13 protein-coding genes are annotated in these 17,787 nt (G+C 30.7%); 7 read left to right on the forward strand and 6 right to left on the reverse strand.

The features are described 5' to 3' along the window. From H0I27_RS05910 to H0I27_RS05935, 6 genes are all read left to right on the forward strand, one after another. Positions 1–1,245, forward strand: a complete 1,245-nt coding sequence (locus tag H0I27_RS05910; protein ID WP_218732932.1) for an outer membrane protein transport protein — start codon at positions 1–3, stop codon at positions 1,243–1,245. A gap of 77 nt (positions 1,246–1,322) precedes the next feature. Beyond that, the gene (gene rluF / locus H0I27_RS05915) at positions 1,323–2,213 is read left to right on the forward strand and encodes a 23S rRNA pseudouridine(2604) synthase RluF (RefSeq protein WP_218732933.1); all 891 of its coding nucleotides are present in this window, start codon (positions 1,323–1,325) and stop codon (positions 2,211–2,213) included. A gap of 321 nt (positions 2,214–2,534) precedes the next feature. Beyond that, positions 2,535–3,665 carry a tRNA guanosine(34) transglycosylase Tgt gene (gene tgt / locus H0I27_RS05920; RefSeq protein WP_218732934.1) on the forward strand — a complete coding sequence of 377 codons (1,131 nt, stop codon included), beginning with the start codon at positions 2,535–2,537 and terminating at the stop codon, positions 3,663–3,665. 39 nt (positions 3,666–3,704) lie between these two features. Further along, positions 3,705–4,802, forward strand: coding sequence for an LptF/LptG family permease (locus H0I27_RS05925; RefSeq protein WP_218732935.1), 1,098 nt, complete (start codon positions 3,705–3,707; stop codon positions 4,800–4,802). Next, entirely contained in the window at positions 4,789–5,703 is a 915-nt protein-coding gene (locus H0I27_RS05930; protein ID WP_218732936.1) for a DMT family transporter, read from the forward strand. The genes H0I27_RS05925 and H0I27_RS05930 overlap by 14 nt, the downstream gene beginning before the upstream one ends. A gap of 74 nt (positions 5,704–5,777) precedes the next feature. After that, positions 5,778–6,731 carry an acetyl-CoA carboxylase carboxyltransferase subunit alpha gene (locus H0I27_RS05935; protein ID WP_218732937.1) on the forward strand — a complete coding sequence of 318 codons (954 nt, stop codon included), beginning with the start codon at positions 5,778–5,780 and terminating at the stop codon, positions 6,729–6,731. A 73-nt stretch (positions 6,732–6,804) separates the two neighbouring features. On the opposite strand, the gene H0I27_RS05940 is transcribed toward H0I27_RS05935, so the two are convergent. From H0I27_RS05940 to H0I27_RS05965, 6 genes are all read right to left on the reverse strand, one after another. Beyond that, on the reverse strand, positions 6,805–7,836 hold the full coding sequence (locus H0I27_RS05940; protein WP_218732938.1) for a TlpA disulfide reductase family protein: 1,032 nt from the start codon (positions 7,834–7,836) through the stop codon (positions 6,805–6,807). A 369-nt stretch (positions 7,837–8,205) separates the two neighbouring features. Beyond that, complete coding sequence (locus tag H0I27_RS05945; protein WP_218732939.1) at positions 8,206–8,943, reverse strand: NYN domain-containing protein; 738 nt, start codon at positions 8,941–8,943, stop codon at positions 8,206–8,208. A 148-nt stretch (positions 8,944–9,091) separates the two neighbouring features. Then, positions 9,092–10,252 (reverse strand): DUF3095 family protein, encoded by a 1,161-nt coding sequence (locus H0I27_RS05950; RefSeq protein ID WP_218732940.1) that lies wholly within the window; start codon positions 10,250–10,252, stop codon positions 9,092–9,094. Between the two features lie 186 nt (positions 10,253–10,438). Further along, entirely contained in the window at positions 10,439–11,821 is a 1,383-nt protein-coding gene (locus H0I27_RS05955; protein WP_218732941.1) for a M64 family metallopeptidase, read from the reverse strand. Next, positions 11,818–12,288 carry a hypothetical protein gene (locus H0I27_RS05960; RefSeq protein WP_218732942.1) on the reverse strand — a complete coding sequence of 157 codons (471 nt, stop codon included), beginning with the start codon at positions 12,286–12,288 and terminating at the stop codon, positions 11,818–11,820. The genes H0I27_RS05955 and H0I27_RS05960 overlap by 4 nt, the downstream gene beginning before the upstream one ends. 113 nt (positions 12,289–12,401) lie before the next feature. Next, complete coding sequence (locus H0I27_RS05965) at positions 12,402–14,966, reverse strand: ATP-dependent Clp protease ATP-binding subunit (protein ID WP_218732943.1); 2,565 nt, start codon at positions 14,964–14,966, stop codon at positions 12,402–12,404. 274 nt (positions 14,967–15,240) lie between these two features. Here H0I27_RS05965 and gyrA point away from each other — a divergent pair, with 274 nt between their 5' ends. After that, on the forward strand, positions 15,241–17,772 hold the full coding sequence (gene gyrA / locus H0I27_RS05970) for a DNA gyrase subunit A (protein ID WP_218732944.1): 2,532 nt from the start codon (positions 15,241–15,243) through the stop codon (positions 17,770–17,772). Positions 17,773–17,787: the final 15 nt, after the last annotated feature.

The following is a 17,787-nucleotide window of genomic DNA, read 5'->3' on the forward strand; positions in this document are numbered from 1 at the left end:
ATGAGAAAAAAGATATTATTACTAGTATTAGTAGTTTCAGGACACGCTTTGTTTGCCCAAAGTAATACAAATACACCCTATTCATTATTTGGTTTAGGTGTAGAAAATAAAACAGCTACAGGAGGTTTAACCGGTTTAGGAAACACAGGTATTGCACAAGCTAATCCGTTTGAAATAAATTTATTTAACCCAGCGAGTTTAAGTAGTATTTTACCAAAATCTTTTTTATATGAATTTGGTTTAAATGGTACATATTCTACCTTACAAACAAATAGTGTTAGTGAAAGTAGTACCAATGGAAACATCTCTCACCTTGCTATTGCGTTTCCTATAAAACAAGGTTGGGGTATGAGTATTGGTTTGCTTCCGTATACAAAAACAGGGTATAATATAGATGTAGAAAATGCTATTGAAGGTTCTGCAGATACTTATGTTACTAGAATTACAGGAGAAGGAGGTTTAAATAAATTTTATTTATCTACAGGTTTTAAAGTGATTAAAAATTTATCTTTAGGTGTAGATGTAGCTTTTCTTTTTGGGTCTATCAATCAAGAAAGTATAGCGTATACAGGTTCTTTAGTTTCTATCAGTGATCAAAATCATTACGGCGGAGTAAAATTAAAAACCGGTCTTCAATATAAATTACCATCAATTAAAGGTTTAGAAAATACTATTGGAGCTACGTTAGAATTGCCTTCATCTTTAGGAGGAACACAAACAAGAACATCTTATAAAACATCTTCTAACGGAACCTCAATAAGTATCGAAGAAGATGTAGAAAATGATTTAGAGAATTTTGAACTGCCATTTTCCTACGGAGTAGGACTTACTTCTGTGATCAATAAAAAAATTACAACAAGTTTAGATTACCGAAAATTACTTTGGAGCGATACTTCTCAACCGCAAAATAACGAAAGTTATGCAGACCAATCTATCTATGCTTTTGGAGTAGAATATGTGTCTACATCAACAAAATATAATTATTGGTCTAACGTAAAATATAGAGCAGGTATTAATTATAATACAGGTTTTTTAAAAATTTCTAACCAACAAATAGATAGTTATTTTGTGTCTTTTGGACTAGGTTTACCAATGAAAAAATATAGTAATGATAATTTTAATATTTCTTATTCTTACGGTAGAGAAGGTACTTTAGATAGCAATTTAATTCAAGAAAACTTTCATAAAATTACTTTAAACCTAAACTTTGTTGGTCAATGGTTTAATAAAAAGAAAATAGATTAAACAAATAGCTTTGTAATTTAAAATAAGTGCGGTAATCCCTTTAAATAATTTGTATTTTTGCACAAAATTATTTTCTTTTGGATACTACAAATCAAAAATCGACAAACCTTAATAAATATATCAGTTCTTCTGGTATGTGCTCTCGTAGAGAGGCGGAAAAATTTATAAATGAAGGTAGAGTTACCATCAACGGTAAACCAACTCAATTAGGAAACCGAGTTGCTAAAAAAGATGTTGTAAAGTTAGACGGACGATTAGTAGAGCCTAAAAATGTTACGCTATATATTGCTTTAAATAAGCCAGTAGGTATTGTTTCTACTACCGATGATAGAGAACCAAATAACATTGTAAAACACGTTAATTACCCAGAAAGATTATTTCCTATTGGCCGTTTAGATAAACCGTCTGAAGGATTAATTTTTTTAACAAATGATGGAGATATCGTTAACAAGATTCTACGTGCAGGTAACAATCACGAGAAAGAGTACTTTGTTTCTGTAGATAAATCTATCACAGATGATTTTATTGATAAAATGGGGAGTGGAATTCCTATTTTAGGTACTATGACCAAAAAATGTTTGGTAGAAAAAGTAAGCGATAAAATTTTTAAAATCATTTTAACGCAAGGGTTAAACCGTCAAATTCGTAGAATGTGCGAATACTTAGATTACGAAGTAACTAAGTTAAAACGTACTAGAATAATGAATGTTGAACTTGGTTATCTACAATCTGGAGATTGGCGAGAATTAACAGATGAAGAAATGAAAGAAATTAATAAAATGATTTCGAGTTCATCAAAAACACAAGAAGCATCTGTAGTAAAAGAGAAGCCTAAAAAGCAAGTTTCTAAGAAAAAAGCAGCTCCTACTAAAAACGATTTCAATAAAAAAAGTGCTTCTTTTAGAAAATCATCACCAAAAAGTAAAAGAAATAATGCTGGTGCTTCCTCTAAAAAGAAACGCTGGTAATCTTTTTTGGGCGTTACCTTGTAGGTCAGGCTTTACGCTATATCTTTTTTAATAGCATGTATGCAAAAAGCATAAATACTATTAAAAAAGGATGCCACTGCAATCCTTAACGCACATTTTAACCAACAAAAATAAATCCTTAACTTTTTGCCTTTTTTATAACAGTTCATTTTATTTATCAATTCTTAAATAATAGTATCTTTGCAGGCAATGAAATGGAATTTATTTAAAAAAATAAATAAATGAGAGAACCAGATAGTTATATAGGTTCTAAAGTTTTGTAATTAATTATAGTTACAAAAATCATCAAAAATTAAACGATTGAAATTCGACTTAAAAATTACCGACCCAAAAAGTAAGGCAAGAGCAGGAGTAATAACTACTGATCACGGAGTAATAGAAACTCCTATTTTTATGCCTGTGGGAACTGTTGGAACCGTAAAGGGAGTACATCAAACAGAATTAAAAAACGACATAAATCCTGATATTATTTTAGGAAATACATATCACTTATACTTACGTCCTGGTTTAGATATTTTAGAAAAAGCAGGTGGTTTGCACAAGTTTATGAATTGGGATAGAAATATTCTTACAGATTCTGGTGGTTACCAAGTATATTCTCTTTCTGGAAGAAGGAAAATAAACGAAGAAGGAGTAAAGTTTAAAAGTCATATAGATGGTTCTACGCATCATTTTACACCAGAAAATGTAATGGAAACGCAAAGAACTATTGGTGCAGACATTATTATGGCATTTGATGAGTGTACTCCATATCCTTGTGATTATAATTACGCAAAACGATCTATGCATATGACACATAGATGGTTAACGAGATGTATCAACCACTTAGATAAATTACCTTATAAATACGGTTTCGAGCAAACTTTTATGCCAATTGTACAAGGTAGTACGTATAAAGATTTACGTAGACAATCTGCAGAATATATTGCAAATTCCGGTCAGCAAGCAAATGCAATTGGCGGACTTTCAGTAGGGGAACCTGCGGAAGAAATGTATGCAATGACGGAGGTTGTTACAGAAATTTTACCAGAAGATAAGCCAAGGTATTTAATGGGAGTTGGTACTCCAATTAACATTTTAGAGAATATTGCTTTAGGTATCGATATGTTCGATTGTGTAATGCCAACAAGAAATGCTAGAAACGGAATGTTGTTTACAGCACACGGTTCTATCAATATTAAAAATAAAAAATGGGCAGAAGATTTTAGTCCAATAGACGATATGGGAATTACAGGAGTAGACACCATGTATTCTAAAGCCTATTTACGCCATTTATTTGCAGCAAAAGAAATGTTAGGAAAACAGATTGCCTCAATTCATAATTTAGGTTTCTATGTTTGGTTAACACGCGAAGCAAGAAAACATATCTTAGCAGGAGATTTTAGAGAGTGGAAAGATATGATGGTAAAACAAATGGATAAACGTTTGTAATTATTTACATATTCTAAATTACAAAATAAAGCTACGCTTTTGAAAATAATAGACTGGTACATATTAAAACGATTTTTGGTAACTTTCTTGTTCACCTTATTAATCTTGATTCCTATTGCTATTGCCATAGATATATCAGAAAAGATTGATAACTTTTTAGAGCATGCAGATTTAGGATTGTACCAAATTATAGATGAATATTACAAGAATTTTATCATCTATTATGCCAATACATTTATGCCTTTGGCATTATTTATTGCTGTAATTTTATTTACTTCTAAACTATCTAATAATACCGAAATTATTGCCATTACAAATGCAAGAGTTTCATTTACACGTTTTTTATATCCTTATTTTGTTGGAGCTAGTTTAGTAACAATTATTTCTTTAGGAATGAATCATTTTGTGGTTCCTAATAGTAGTAAGGAAAGAAAAAAGTTTGAAAGAGAGTATATTAAAAGTAACAGGCAAAAGCACGAGTTAAAATATGTAAGAGAATTTAGTTTGCAACTTACAGATAGCACCTACATCTTTATACGTAGTTTTGATACAGAATCTAATTCAGGTTATGATTTTACATCAGAAGTATATGATGGTATAGAAATGAAATCGAAACTAGTTGCTGATAGAATAAGTTATAAAAAAACCGATTCTACTTCTACTTTTACCTTATCTAATTGGAAATTACGTAAAATTTTTAAAGACAGAGATAGTATATTTTCAGGGAGTAAAATAGATACTGTTTTTAACTTTACACCAAGAGATTTAATTTATAAATCTGCCTTAGCACAAGAAATGCCTTCTGGAGAATTACAAGAATTTATTGGTGTTTCTAAAAAGAGAGGTGTTAAAAACTTAAATGCATATCTAGTAGAGTTTTATAAAAGAACAAGCTTACCAATAGCTTCTTATATTTTAACAATTATTGCTGTTGCTTTGGCTTTTAGAAAAAGAAGAGGTGGTACTGGAGTCAATTTGGCTATAGGAATTGGGCTCATGTTTATGTACGTTTTCTTAATGAAAATAGCTGAGGTTTTAGGTGCTGTTGCTGGTGTTAACTCTCTACTGTATGTTTGGCTTCCGAATATTGTTTTTGGCTGCGTAGCTATTTATCTCTACTATAATGCAAGAAAATAAGTTAAACAATTATTTACAGTTACACCTTATCGTTTTTATTTGGGGGTTTACTGCAATTTTAGGCGCATTAATTAGCTTAGATGCCATACCGTTAGTTTGGTACAGAATGTCTTTAGCGGTACTTTTTATTGTACTTTATTTTATTATCAAAAAAAAATCATTTAAAGTTGACAAAAAAGGACTTTTAAAGTTCTTTGTAACAGGAGTTATCATTGCCCTACATTGGATTTTTTTCTTTAAAGCCATAAAGGTTTCTAATGTTTCTGTTGCGCTAGTAACTATAAGTACTGGTGCATTTTTTGCCGCTTTAATAGAACCTATTTTCTATAAAAGAAGAATTAATCCATTAGAAATGGTGTTGGGCTTAATTGTTATTTTTGGGCTTTATATCATCTTTAATTTTGAGAGTCAATATAAATTAGGAATTATCTATGCGTTAATTGCATCTTTTTTAAGTGCATTGTTCTCTGTGTTTAATGGTCTTTTTATTAAAGAATATGCTGCAAATACAATATCATTATATCAATTAGTTTTTGGGGTGCTTTTTATAACTGTTTATCTTTTAGTTACAAATGGTTTCTCTGTCTCTTTTTTTATAATTCCAACTTCAGATTGGATATACCTTTTAATTTTAAGTAGTATCTGTACGGCGTATGCATTTATAGCTTCTGTTAAAATAATGAAATATATATCGCCATATACGGTAATGCTAACCATTAATTTAGAACCTATTTATGCAATTGTTTTAGCATTATTTATATTTGGTGAAAAAGAAAAAATGAATCCAGAATTTTATTTTGGAGCATTTATAGTACTCTTTGTAGTTTTATTAAACGGAATTATAAAGAATAAAACGGTGATAAGAAATAAAATTAAAGCAAAGACTGTTAGAAAAAAGTAACTTCTTTTTAAAAAAAACAACTAATTTTATAGTATGTTTGTCTATTCAAACAACTAAAATCAAATAATTACAATATGGAATATTTAGATTTTGAAATGCCTATTAAAGAGCTTTTAGATCAACTAGATAAATGCCAAATAATTGGTAAAGAAAGTGATGTAGATGTAAGTGCTACTTGTAAGAAAATCGAAAAGAAATTAGACAAAGCTAAGAAAGATATATATAAGAACTTAACACCTTGGCAAAGAGTTCAATTATCTAGACACCCTAATAGACCTTATACTTTAGATTATATTAAAGCTATTTGCGGAAACACCTTTATGGAGCTTCATGGAGATAGAAATGTAAAGGATGATAAAGCCATGATTGGTGGTTTGGGTAAAATTGGAGATCAGTCTTTTATGTTTATTGGTCAACAAAAAGGGTACAATACAAAAACGCGTCAGTATAGAAACTTTGGGATGGCAAACCCTGAAGGTTACAGAAAAGCGTTGCGTTTAATGAAAATGGCAGAGAAGTTTGGTATTCCTGTGGTTACTTTATTAGATACACCTGGTGCATATCCTGGTTTAGAAGCAGAAGAGCGTGGACAAGGAGAAGCTATTGCTAGAAATATTTTAGAAATGACTCGTTTAAAAACACCAATTATTACAGTTGTTATTGGAGAAGGAGCTTCTGGTGGTGCTGTAGGTATTGGAGTAGGTGATAGAGTTTATATGATGGAAAATACTTGGTATACTGTTATTTCTCCGGAATCTTGTTCTTCTATTTTATGGAGAAGTTGGGAATATAAAGAACAAGCTGCTGCTGCATTAAAGTTAACAGGTACAGATATGAAGAAGTTAAAATTAATTGACGGAATTATAGCTGAACCAATAGGTGGAGCGCATACTGATAGAGAAGGAGCTTTTAAAGCGGTACAAGAACAAATTCTTACTGCATTTGATGAGTTAAAAGATTTAAATGATACGGATTTAGTTTCTCAAAGAATGGATAAATATGCTGCAATGGGAGTTTACAAAGAGTAATCTCTTATTACTAAGCACAAAAAAAGGCGAAATCTACATGTAGATTTCGCCTTTTTTAGGAATTTATATTTAATTATATATTATCTAAAGACTCTAATAAAGATTTTAATCTAGGATCTGAAGGTCTTGGTGCATTTGCTTCTACAATATTTCCTTGTGGATCAATTAAAATAAATCTTGGAATACCAGAAATTTGATACGCTTGCTGAAAACTAAAATCTTGTCCTGCCCAAAGTTGAACACCACTTAATTCTTTGTCTTTTACAAAGTCTCTCCATTTTTTTTCTGCAGCTTCCCAAGAACCACCACTTCTTCTAGACTCGTCAGTAGAAATACTAACAAATTCTATATTTTTATTATGAAATTCTTTTTCTATACTTTTTAAAGAAGGTATTTCTCTAATACAAGGTCCGCACCAAGTAGCCCAAACATCTATATATACATATTTTCCTTTAAAAGAATCTAAAGATTTTTTACCACCTTTAACATCTACATAATTTTCAAATTTAGGAGAAACGTTTCCTTTTCCCATACTTTTATTTGATACATACGTTTTTTCAAAGTACTCAAACATTTGTGTGTTTTGTTTAGAAGCCATATCTACTAAAGAACTATCTAAATCATCATAAGACGATAAAATACTATCAAAATCTTTTTTTAATGAGGTCATTTTAGCTTCGAAAGCTTCTTGGTCTAAAGCAAAAAGATCTGCAGGGTTTCCTATATTCTCACTTTGTTCTAATTGTGCAATGATAAAATTAGAGTTAGAAGATCCAGCTCCTGAATACTTGAAACTTTTCATGAATTCTTCAGAATCACCTTTTACCGTAATGTCAAACCCATTTTTTAAATATAATGGAGCTCTTTTTTGAGCACTAGTTTGAAATGTATAAACATCTACTTTTGGCACTTTTAAGGTGTCTTTAAAAGAACCATCTTTATTAATTGTAATTGTTTTAAGGATACCTGTTCTACTAGAAATTGTTAGAATAGAATCTGTGTTATTTTCTAATTTACCAGATAAAGAAACGTATTCTTTAGAATGTTCTTTTGTACAAGAAGCAATTGCTAATAGTGTAAAAAGTGCAAGTGTTAATTTTTTCATTTTTTTTATGCTTAAATTTAATTACAAATATATGGTATATGTGTAAATAAAATAGTTAAATAATTTACAAGAATGCAATCGAAATTACTTTTAGAATAGCAATTAAAAAAATTAGCAACCTTTTTATTTAAATTCTCTTCTATTAGATTTTACTAAAATTAAAGATTTTTTTCTTCGGATAAAAAAGTTGGCACTTTTGAATACTGAAATGAAAAGAATAAAAAAAAACTCTAGTTCTTATTTAGTTGATAAGATCTAGAGTTTTATAGTAGAAGAAAAGGTGCTTTATAATATGATATTATTGCAATTTCTTAATTTGTTGCTTTTTTAATTATTGGTTTAAGGCAATTGCTTAAGTAAAACCTTAAACTATTTATTTTTTACAAAAATTAATTTGTGTCTGCTCTTGGAGTTTTCTCTTTGGTCTAAGTCAAATTTACCAATAGACTTAATAAGCGGAGTTAATTTGTCAAAACCATAATTTCTTGAATCGAAATTAGGTTGTTTTTTCTGAAGTAAACTACCTACATCACCAAGAAATGCCCAACCTTCTTCATCAGATAAATCTGAAATAGTAGAAGAGATTAGTTTAATTACTTTTGACGTTATTTTGTCAACGCTATCTTTTTCATTTTCTTTTGTGCTAACACTTTCTTTCTTTTCGGTTTGCTTTCTAAGAATTTCTATATAGATAAATTTATCACAAGCAACAATAAAGGGCGTTGGAGTTTTTTTCTCTCCAATACCAATAACTTGCTGACCTGCTTCTCTTAATCGAGTTGCTAGTTTTGTAAAATCGCTATCACTAGAAACTAAGCAAAAACCATTTACTTTTTCTGAATATAGAATATCCATCGCATCAATGATCATGGCAGAGTCGGTGGCATTTTTTCCGGTAGTATATGCGTATTGCTGTATAGGAGTAATAGCATTTTGTAACAGTAAATTTTTCCATTTAGACAAATGCGGACTCGTCCAATCTCCATAAATTCTTTTAATAGTTGGGTTGCCATACTTTGCAATTTCTTCCATCATTTCCTTAACGTGAGCAGACGGTATGTTGTCTCCGTCTATAAGTACTGCTAAATTTATATTGTTTTGGGCCATTTTTTTATTTTGTAATTACAAAGAACAGAAGTACATCCTGTATTTTTTTTATTCTATTAATTATTAGTAAAAAGTAAAGTTAGTTTTTTGAGGTGATAAAATCAACAAGTACTAAATATTTGTTTTTTGTCATAATTGAACAATAAAACTAATTTAAAGTTTTCATTTTTACTTTAAACATTTTTGCAGCAGATGTGTAGCCTCCTTCTGTACCATCTACAAAGTGTGCGTGTTTTGTTTTTCTATCTAACACGTAACAAGACATTACGGAAGCGTGTGTTACATGGATGCCATAAATAATTTTATTTTCTTTTTCTAGTTGATTTAGGTAGGTTGTAAAAAGATCTATTTTAGGTTGTTCTGCTGTAAATATTGTATTAATCATGCCGTCTAACATAAAAGTATGTGATAATTGACCAATTTGATTTAAGTATTGCTTTCCATCTTCAGACATGTTAAAGTACCATTTACCAATCAAAGTTTTAAACCAATTTTTTAATAAATATTTAAAGTTATTATTGGCAAGTGTAACTTTCATTTCTTCCCATATTTTAGAAATGCTAAAATTTAATTTTAAATTTTTCGATTTTATAGGTTGCCTATTGTTGAAGGTGCCAAAAATAGTATCCATTTTTATAAGTACATCTCTATAAATAGCTCTTTGATCATTTTCGTTTACCGTATCTAACAATAAACAAATCACTTTCTTTTGGGTTTGTCTTGGGTTTATTTCTTTCCACCTACATTCCATCCCTTCTAAGTTTAAAAGGTCTTTTTTAAAATCAATATCTTCTATTTTTGTAAAAGTACTTTTAATGATTTCTTCTGCTTTTTTTAAACCGTTTCCTAAAATAATAGGAATTGCTAATTGATCTGTTAGTTGGTGTTTTACTATTTTTAGATTAGCTTTTTTTTCTGATAATTCTTCTATAGAAATATGTCCAACCCTAAGTATTAAATCGATGTTTTTTTTAATATGAAGACTGTAATTTTCTAAAACCAAGGTAATTTTATTTAGAAGTAACGCTGGTATAATAAAAGTAGCGCCATCTCCTCCAAAAAAATATGGGATTTCTATGTTTTTCTTCTCTTTTCTAATGGTGTTTAATACAGAAATTATTGCTCCGGTTGCTGTTAAGTTTATTTGATGATGTTTTCCTTCATCAACAGCTTTGGTAGAATTTTTAATATCAACAACTACTACATGCCAAGTATTTGGTAATTCTGAGAAATCAGATTCATCTGCTAATAAATCAACGAGTGTTTTACTAGAACTTTTTAATTGGGTGTAATATTTTATATTTTCCATTATTGTAAATACAGATTAATGAGATATATGTGTCGTTTGCTAAGTTAGTTTTTTTTAAAATAAATAAGAAGTTAAATAAGATGTGGGTTTGTTAGTATAATGAAAAGGTTGAAACAAAAAAAAATCTCAAAATGTATATTTTGAGATTTTTTGAAACTAATTTTATGTTTTAAAAAAGGAACGTTTTTATTCTTTAATTATTTTCTTAGAGATATGTAATCCGTTTGCAAACGTAAAGTTGATAAAATATACTCCAGAATGCAATGCACCTATTCGAATGTTTTGATTTTCGCCTACGTTATTCATTTTTTTCTGAATCAATTGCTTTCCAGAAATATCACTAATAAACACGTTATAGTCTTCATTATTGTAGGTAACATCAAAATATAAAATATCCTGAGTTGGGTTTGGAAATAGTTTGATGTCAAAATTGTTTGTAGAGATATCATCGATACTTAAAGTACTAGAATTGATATTCCAAAGTGTCGTAGAAAAATGTACGGTTTCATGATTGTCAACTTTAAGTAATGTAGTTTTATCTTCAATAGTTGCTAGTAGTTGATTATTTTCACTCGTTAAATCTTCTTTTGAAATAGAGACCGTATAGTCTTCACTATTTATTACTGTTCCGTTTAAAGTCCATGAAATGTCTAAGGTGTTTGGAAGTGGATTTATAGTGTTTATTGTAAAATCTATAGGTGTAGATAAATCTATAGAACCTGTATTTTGTGGTGAATAGTTTTCTATTACCGAAGTTAAAGAGTGTATTTGCTCTATAGTTCCCTCTGTACAAACTGAACAAAAAGGACTATTTAAAGATTCCATTTTACAATTTTGATGAGGCTTATACCAGCTTGCAGCCGTTCCGGATGTGCCATGCGGATAAATGCCAACTCCATTTAGGTTCATCCAATTTTTCCATTTTACATTTGTAGGGTTCGTCTCTTGGGTCATGTTTATGCCTTCTCTTACATAAATATCTCCGGGGTAATATTCATCAATAAGATTTGCAAAAGAGTGTCCTAGTTCATGTATAGCAATTTGGTTAGCTGACGCATGTAAGGATGCTACTGCAATTTCACCACCACTACCACCATAATACGGACTGTTTACTAACACTAAAACAATGTCGTAATTAGGGAAATTATTAGCTAAAACAGTGTTTACTTTAGCGTTGTTAGCAACCAAAAGTCGATGAACGTCATATGCATCAAAAGTCGATTCAAAATAATTATCTATAGTAGCTGCAGGTTGATTGTTAGAAGTAGCTTCATCTGATGCTGTACGAGGGTGTTTTGCGCCACTCTCATTAGATGGTACTTTTATGGCATGCACATTAAAATAATTTTTATATTCTTTATAAGGTGTTTCTGCAAATAGAGCATTTGAAAAATTAGTAGCATCTGTTATAAATTGATTCAGTTCTGTACTTTGATATCCGTCTGATAGAATTACAACATTAATTCTACTATCATTAGAGCCAGATTGTGTAATTGTTGTTACATCAAAAGTTTGTGCGGTAACAGATGCGCACAAAAATAGAATAGATAAGAGTAGTGTTTTTTTCATAATTGTATTTTTAAAAGACTGTTATTGGTTTCTCTTAGTAATTTAAGTGTTATAAATTTTGTTTGTGGTTTTAAATCCATTCGAATAGATAGGGTAGTGCTGTCTAATTCGATTGTTTTTCGACTTAATTTACCAGAATCATCTGCGTACTCGAAGTTTTTTATTAATGGATTTTCTATCTGAATACTATCAATAGCTACAGAATTTACATCTTGTTGAATACAGATTAAATCTCCAGGACTACTACTAGTTCTTTTTTTGAAATTCTTTTTAAGACTTCCTGCTGTAATTATTTTATCAATAAAAGTAAGTTCTATATTTTTATCCTTAGAAACTTTATAAGTTAAGAAAATAATTTGAGAGTCTATAGGTTTAGTTTCCTTAATGGTAGAATTGTTCGTAGTATTCTTTTTTATAGAAGTACAACTTGCTAAAACTAGAAATAAAAGTAAGTAAATAGATTTCATTTTAATTATAAATAAGCAAAGTTAGCCTATTTCAATTAAAAGACAATAGAGAGTAAAATGTTCTTTTATAGAAAAAAGAAATCCCAAACTTTCGTTTGGGATTTTTATAGTTTTTAAGATTCCTTTTCGGTCTCTGTCCTTGTTTCAGGTTTCTTTTCACCTTTTTCAATGGTAATGGTGAGTTTGTTTTCCTTCTCATCCAAATCCATATTTATAGTGTCACCTTCATAGAGTTTAGAGTTTACAATTTCTTCTGCTAAAGCATCTTCAATGTATTTCTGTATAGCTCTTTTAAGTGGTCTTGCTCCATATTTTTTATCAAAACCTTTGTCTGCAATGTAATCTTTTGCTTTTTCGCTTAAATTTAAAGTGTAGCCTAAATCTGATATTCTATGTAATAATTTATCTAACTCGATATCTATAATTTTATGAATATCATCTCTTTCTAAAGCGTTAAATACAATTACGTCGTCTATTCTGTTTAAAAACTCCGGAGCAAAAGACTTCTTTAAAGCACCTTCTAGTACGGATTTTGCGTGTTCATCTGCTTGTGCTGCTTTAGTAGCTGTACCAAAACCTACACCACCACCAAAGTCTTTTAATTGACGTGCACCAATGTTAGAAGTCATAATAATTATGGTATTTCTAAAATCGATTTTTCTACCTAAACTATCGGTAATGTGACCGTCATCTAAAATTTGTAGCAACATATTAAACACATCTGGATGCGCTTTTTCTATCTCGTCTAACAAAACTACAGAATATGGTTTTCTTCTCACTTTTTCAGTTAACTGTCCGCCTTCTTCATAACCAACATATCCTGGAGGCGCTCCAATTAAACGAGAGATAGCAAACTTCTCCATGTATTCACTCATGTCAATTCTAATTAAAGAATCGTCAGAATCAAATAATTCACGAGCTAAAACTTTAGCTAATTGTGTTTTACCAACACCAGTTTGTCCTAAGAAAATAAAAGAACCAATTGGTTTGTTAGGGTCTTTTAACCCAACTCTATTACGCTGTATTGCTTTTACTACTTTGGTAACCGCTTCATTTTGTCCAATTACTTTTCCTTTAATTAAGGCAGGTAATTCGTGTAATCTATTAGTTTCTGCTTCTGCAACTCTATTTACAGGAATTCCTGTCATCATAGAAACAACTTCTGCAACATTATCTTCAGTTACAATTTCTCTATTTAATTTAGAATCTTCTTCCCATTGGTTTTGAGCAGAATTTAAAGCAGCTTCCATGTTTTTTTCATCGTCACGTAACTTAGCAGCTTCTTCATATTTCTGTCCGTTTACAGCTTTGGTTTTTTGATCTCTAATAATTTCTAACTTAGATTCTAACTCTAAAACTTGTTGCGGAACAACGATGTTTGTAATATGAATTCTAGATCCGGCCTCATCTAAAGCATCAATAGCTTTGTCTGGTAGGTATCTATCGGTCATGTATCTGTTTGTTAATTTTACACAAGCTTCAATAGCATCATCTGTATAATTTACATGGTGATGTTCTTCATATTTATTTTTTATATTTTGTAAAATCTGTATTGTTTCTTCAACTGAAGTTGGATCTACAATTACCTTTTGAAAACGACGTTCTAACGCGCCATCTTTTTCGATATTCGTTCTAAATTCATCCAACGTAGTTGCACCAATACATTGTATTTCTCCTCTAGCTAAAGCAGGTTTTAGCATATTAGATGCATCTAAAGAACCGGTTGCTCCACCAGCACCAACAATGGTGTGAATTTCATCTATAAAAAGAATGATATCATCATTTTTTTCAAGTTCATTCATTAAGGCTTTCATGCGTTCTTCAAACTGACCACGGTATTTTGTGCCAGCAACTAAGCTTGCTAAATCTAAAGAAACAATACGTTTGTCAAATAAAATTCTTGACACTTTTCTTTCAATAATTCGCAAAGCTAAACCTTCTGCAATGGCAGATTTACCAACACCTGGTTCTCCAATTAACATTGGATTGTTTTTCTTTCTACGACTTAAAATTTGAGAAACTCGTTCTATTTCTTTTTGTCTACCAACTACCGGATCTAATTTTCCTTTTTCTGCTAAATCTGTTAAATCTCTACCGAAATTATCTAATACCGGAGTCTTCGATTTTTTTACAGTTTTTCCCTTTTGAGGTTGGTCAAAAGGATTCGATCTTTCTGAAGCAAATTCATCATCAGAAGGCGTTTCTGCAATAGGGTTTGTCGGTAAATCTATATCATCTACATGTAGTTGTTTGTAAAGCGTTTTAGCTTCATCATAATTTACATGGTATTTGTGAATTAACTTTGTAGTTGGGTCGTTTTCATTTCTTAAAATACAAAGTAATAAATGTGCCGTATCTATAGATTCGCTCTGATATAATTTAGCTTCTAAAAAAGTTGTTTTTAAGGCTTTTTCAGCTTGTCTTGTTAATCGTAAACTCGGCTTATCTGTGCTTTCTGTAAACGTTGGGGTTACAGGGTTTAATTGTTCTAATTTTTTACGCAATAAAACAAAATCAACATCAAATGCTGTTAATATTTCTATTGCTTTTCCTTCTCCTTGTCTTATTAAACCTAGTAAAAGATGTTCTGTTCCAATAAATTCTTGCCCTAAACGTAGCGCTTCTTCTTTACTGAAAGTAATTACATCTCTAACCTTTGGTGAAAAATTATCGTCCATATTTCTATCTGTCTATTATTGATGTGTTGTAAATTTAGTCCTTTTTTTTGTAGATAATTACAAAAAAGATGCCAATGCTAAAAAAACTGACAGTTTGACTAAGATACCAAGGTAGAAAACTCTTGTAAATCAAGCAAATAAATTCTTGTTAAAAATTATGAAATAATGTTGATAACTCTACTGAATTACAAGTGCTAAAACCTTTGTAAAAACAAGTAAAAATAGTAACTTGCCTTGTTTTAAAAAAATGACGTAAAATTAATCAAATATAAATATGGCAGACGGAGAAAAGTTAATTCCGATTAACATTGAAGAACAGATGAAAGCTGCGTACATCGATTACTCGATGTCAGTAATTGTTTCAAGAGCATTACCAGATGTAAGAGATGGTTTAAAGCCAGTTCATAGAAGGGTTTTGTTTGGTATGCACGAGTTAGGGATTAAAGCTACAGGTTCATATAAGAAATCCGCAAGAATTGTTGGGGAAGTTTTAGGTAAGTATCACCCACATGGAGATACTTCTGTATATGATTCTATGGTACGTATGGCACAAAGTTGGAGTGTACGTTATATGATGGTAGATGGTCAAGGGAACTTTGGTTCTGTAGATGGAGATTCGCCAGCAGCAATGCGTTATACTGAGGTTCGAATGCAAAAAATATCAGAAGACATGTTGGCTGATATTGAAAAAGAAACTGTAGATCATCGATTAAATTTTGATGATACTTTGCAAGAACCAACCGTTTTACCAACTCGTATTCCTAATTTATTAGTAAACGGAGCTTCTGGTATTGCAGTAGGTATGGCAACAAATATGGCACCACATAACTTAACAGAAGTTATAAATGGTACCATGGCATATATTGATAATAGAGATATTGAGATCGATGAATTAATGCAGCACATTACCGCACCAGATTTTCCTACAGGAGGAATTATCTATGGTTATGATGGTGTAAGAGATGCATTTCATACAGGTCGTGGACGTATTGTAATGCGTGCTAAAGCTATTATTGAAGAGGTTAAAGGACGTGAGTGCATTGTTATTACAGAAATCCCTTACCAAGTGAATAAAGCAGAAATGATTAAAAAAACTGCTGATCTTGTAAATGAAAAAAAATTAGAAGGAATTGCGAATATTCGTGATGAGTCTGATAGAAACGGAATGCGTATTGTGTACATTTTAAAACGTGATGCAATACCTAACATCGTTTTAAATAAATTATTTAAGTACACACAGTTACAAACTTCTTTTAGTGTTAATAATATTGCTTTGGTTAATGGTAGACCAGAACAATTAAACTTAAAAGAGTTAATTCATTATTTTGTAGAACATAGACATGAAGTAATTGTTCGTAGAACTGAGTTTTTACTTAAAAAAGCAGAAGCTAGAGCACATATCTTAGAAGGATTAATTATTGCTTCGGATAATATAGATGAAGTAATTAAAATTATTAGAGCTTCTAATAATGCAGATGAAGCTAGAGAAAGTTTAATTGAGCGTTTTGAGTTGTCTGAAATTCAAGCGAAAGCAATTGTAGAAATGCGTTTGCGTCAATTAACAGGACTAGAGCAAGATAAATTACGTGCTGAGTATGATGAAATTATGTTAACCATCACTGATTTAAAAGATATTTTAGCAAACGAACCAAGACGATACGATATTATAAAAGAAGAATTAGCACTTATTAAAGATAAATATGGTGATGAGCGTAGATCTGTAATAGAGTTTGCTGGTGGAGATATGCGTATAGAAGATATGATACCTGATACGAAAGTTGTGGTTACTATTTCTAACGCAGGATATTTAAAACGTACAAACTTAGAAGAATATAAGGTTCAGAATAGAGGAGGTAGAGGTCAAAAAGGTGCAACTACAAGAAATGAAGATTTCTTAGAGCATTTATTTGTTGGTACAAACCACCAATATATGATGTTCTTTACTCAAAAAGGAAAAGTATTCTGGATGCGAGTATATGAAATTCCAGAAGGTGGTAAAAACACCAAAGGTAGAGCAATGCAAAACCTTATTAATATAGAGCAAGATGATAGTGTAAAGGCATTTTTAGTAACTCAAGATTTAAAAGATGAAGAGTATGTAAATAACCATTATGTTATTATGGCAACAAAGAAAGGTCAGGTTAAAAAGACTTCTTTGGAGCAGTATTCTAGACCAAGAACAAATGGTATTAATGCAATTACTATTAAGGATGGAGATGAATTGTTAGAAGCAAAGTTAACTACTGGAGACAGTCAAGTAATGTTAGCATTAGCGTCTGGTAAATCTATTCGTTTCGAAGAAGCAAAAACGCGCCCAATGGGAAGAACTGCTTCTGGAGTAAGAGGTATTACTTTACAGCATGAAAATGATGAAGTAATAGGTATGGTTGCTGTAAATGATATGGAGAGCAATATACTTGTAGTTTCTGAAAAAGGGTACGGTAAACGTTCTAAATTAGAAGATTATAGAATTACCAATAGAGGTGGTAAAGGTGTTAAAACTTTAAATATTTCTGAAAAAACAGGTAATTTAGTAGCTATTAAAAATGTAGATGATTCTAACGATTTAATGATTATCAATAAATCTGGATTAACGATTAGAATGGCTGTAGAAGATTTAAGAGTAATGGGACGTGCAACGCAAGGAGTTCGTTTAATTAATATTAAAGATTCAGATAGTATTGCTGCAGTTGCTAAAGTTGCTCATGAAGAAGAGGTCGTAGAAGAGCTTGAAGGAGATGAACTTGAAGGCGAAACAGAGAATGGCACGGAAATTGAAAATGATTCAAATGAAAATCAAGAATAACAATAAATTAATAAT

The sequence above is a fragment of the Polaribacter sp. HaHaR_3_91 genome (assembly GCF_019278525.1).
GTDB lineage: Bacteria > Bacteroidota > Bacteroidia > Flavobacteriales > Flavobacteriaceae > Polaribacter.

Coding starts and splice junctions, on each gene's coding strand:
- H0I27_RS05910 (WP_218732932.1), top strand. CDS start 1: ATGAGAAAAAAGATATTATTACTAGTATTAGTAGTTTCAGGACACGCT.
- H0I27_RS05930 (WP_218732936.1), top strand. CDS start 4,789: ATGCAAGAAAATAAGTTAAACAATTATTTACAGTTACACCTTATCGTT.
- H0I27_RS05935 (WP_218732937.1), top strand. CDS start 5,778: ATGGAATATTTAGATTTTGAAATGCCTATTAAAGAGCTTTTAGATCAA.
- H0I27_RS05940 (WP_218732938.1), bottom strand. CDS start 7,836: ATGAAAAAATTAACACTTGCACTTTTTACACTATTAGCAATTGCTTCT.
- H0I27_RS05945 (WP_218732939.1), bottom strand. CDS start 8,943: ATGGCCCAAAACAATATAAATTTAGCAGTACTTATAGACGGAGACAAC.
- H0I27_RS05950 (WP_218732940.1), bottom strand. CDS start 10,252: ATGGAAAATATAAAATATTACACCCAATTAAAAAGTTCTAGTAAAACA.
- H0I27_RS05955 (WP_218732941.1), bottom strand. CDS start 11,821: ATGAAAAAAACACTACTCTTATCTATTCTATTTTTGTGCGCATCTGTT.
- H0I27_RS05960 (WP_218732942.1), bottom strand. CDS start 12,288: ATGAAATCTATTTACTTACTTTTATTTCTAGTTTTAGCAAGTTGTACT.
- H0I27_RS05965 (WP_218732943.1), bottom strand. CDS start 14,966: ATGGACGATAATTTTTCACCAAAGGTTAGAGATGTAATTACTTTCAGT.
- gyrA (WP_218732944.1), top strand. CDS start 15,241: ATGGCAGACGGAGAAAAGTTAATTCCGATTAACATTGAAGAACAGATG.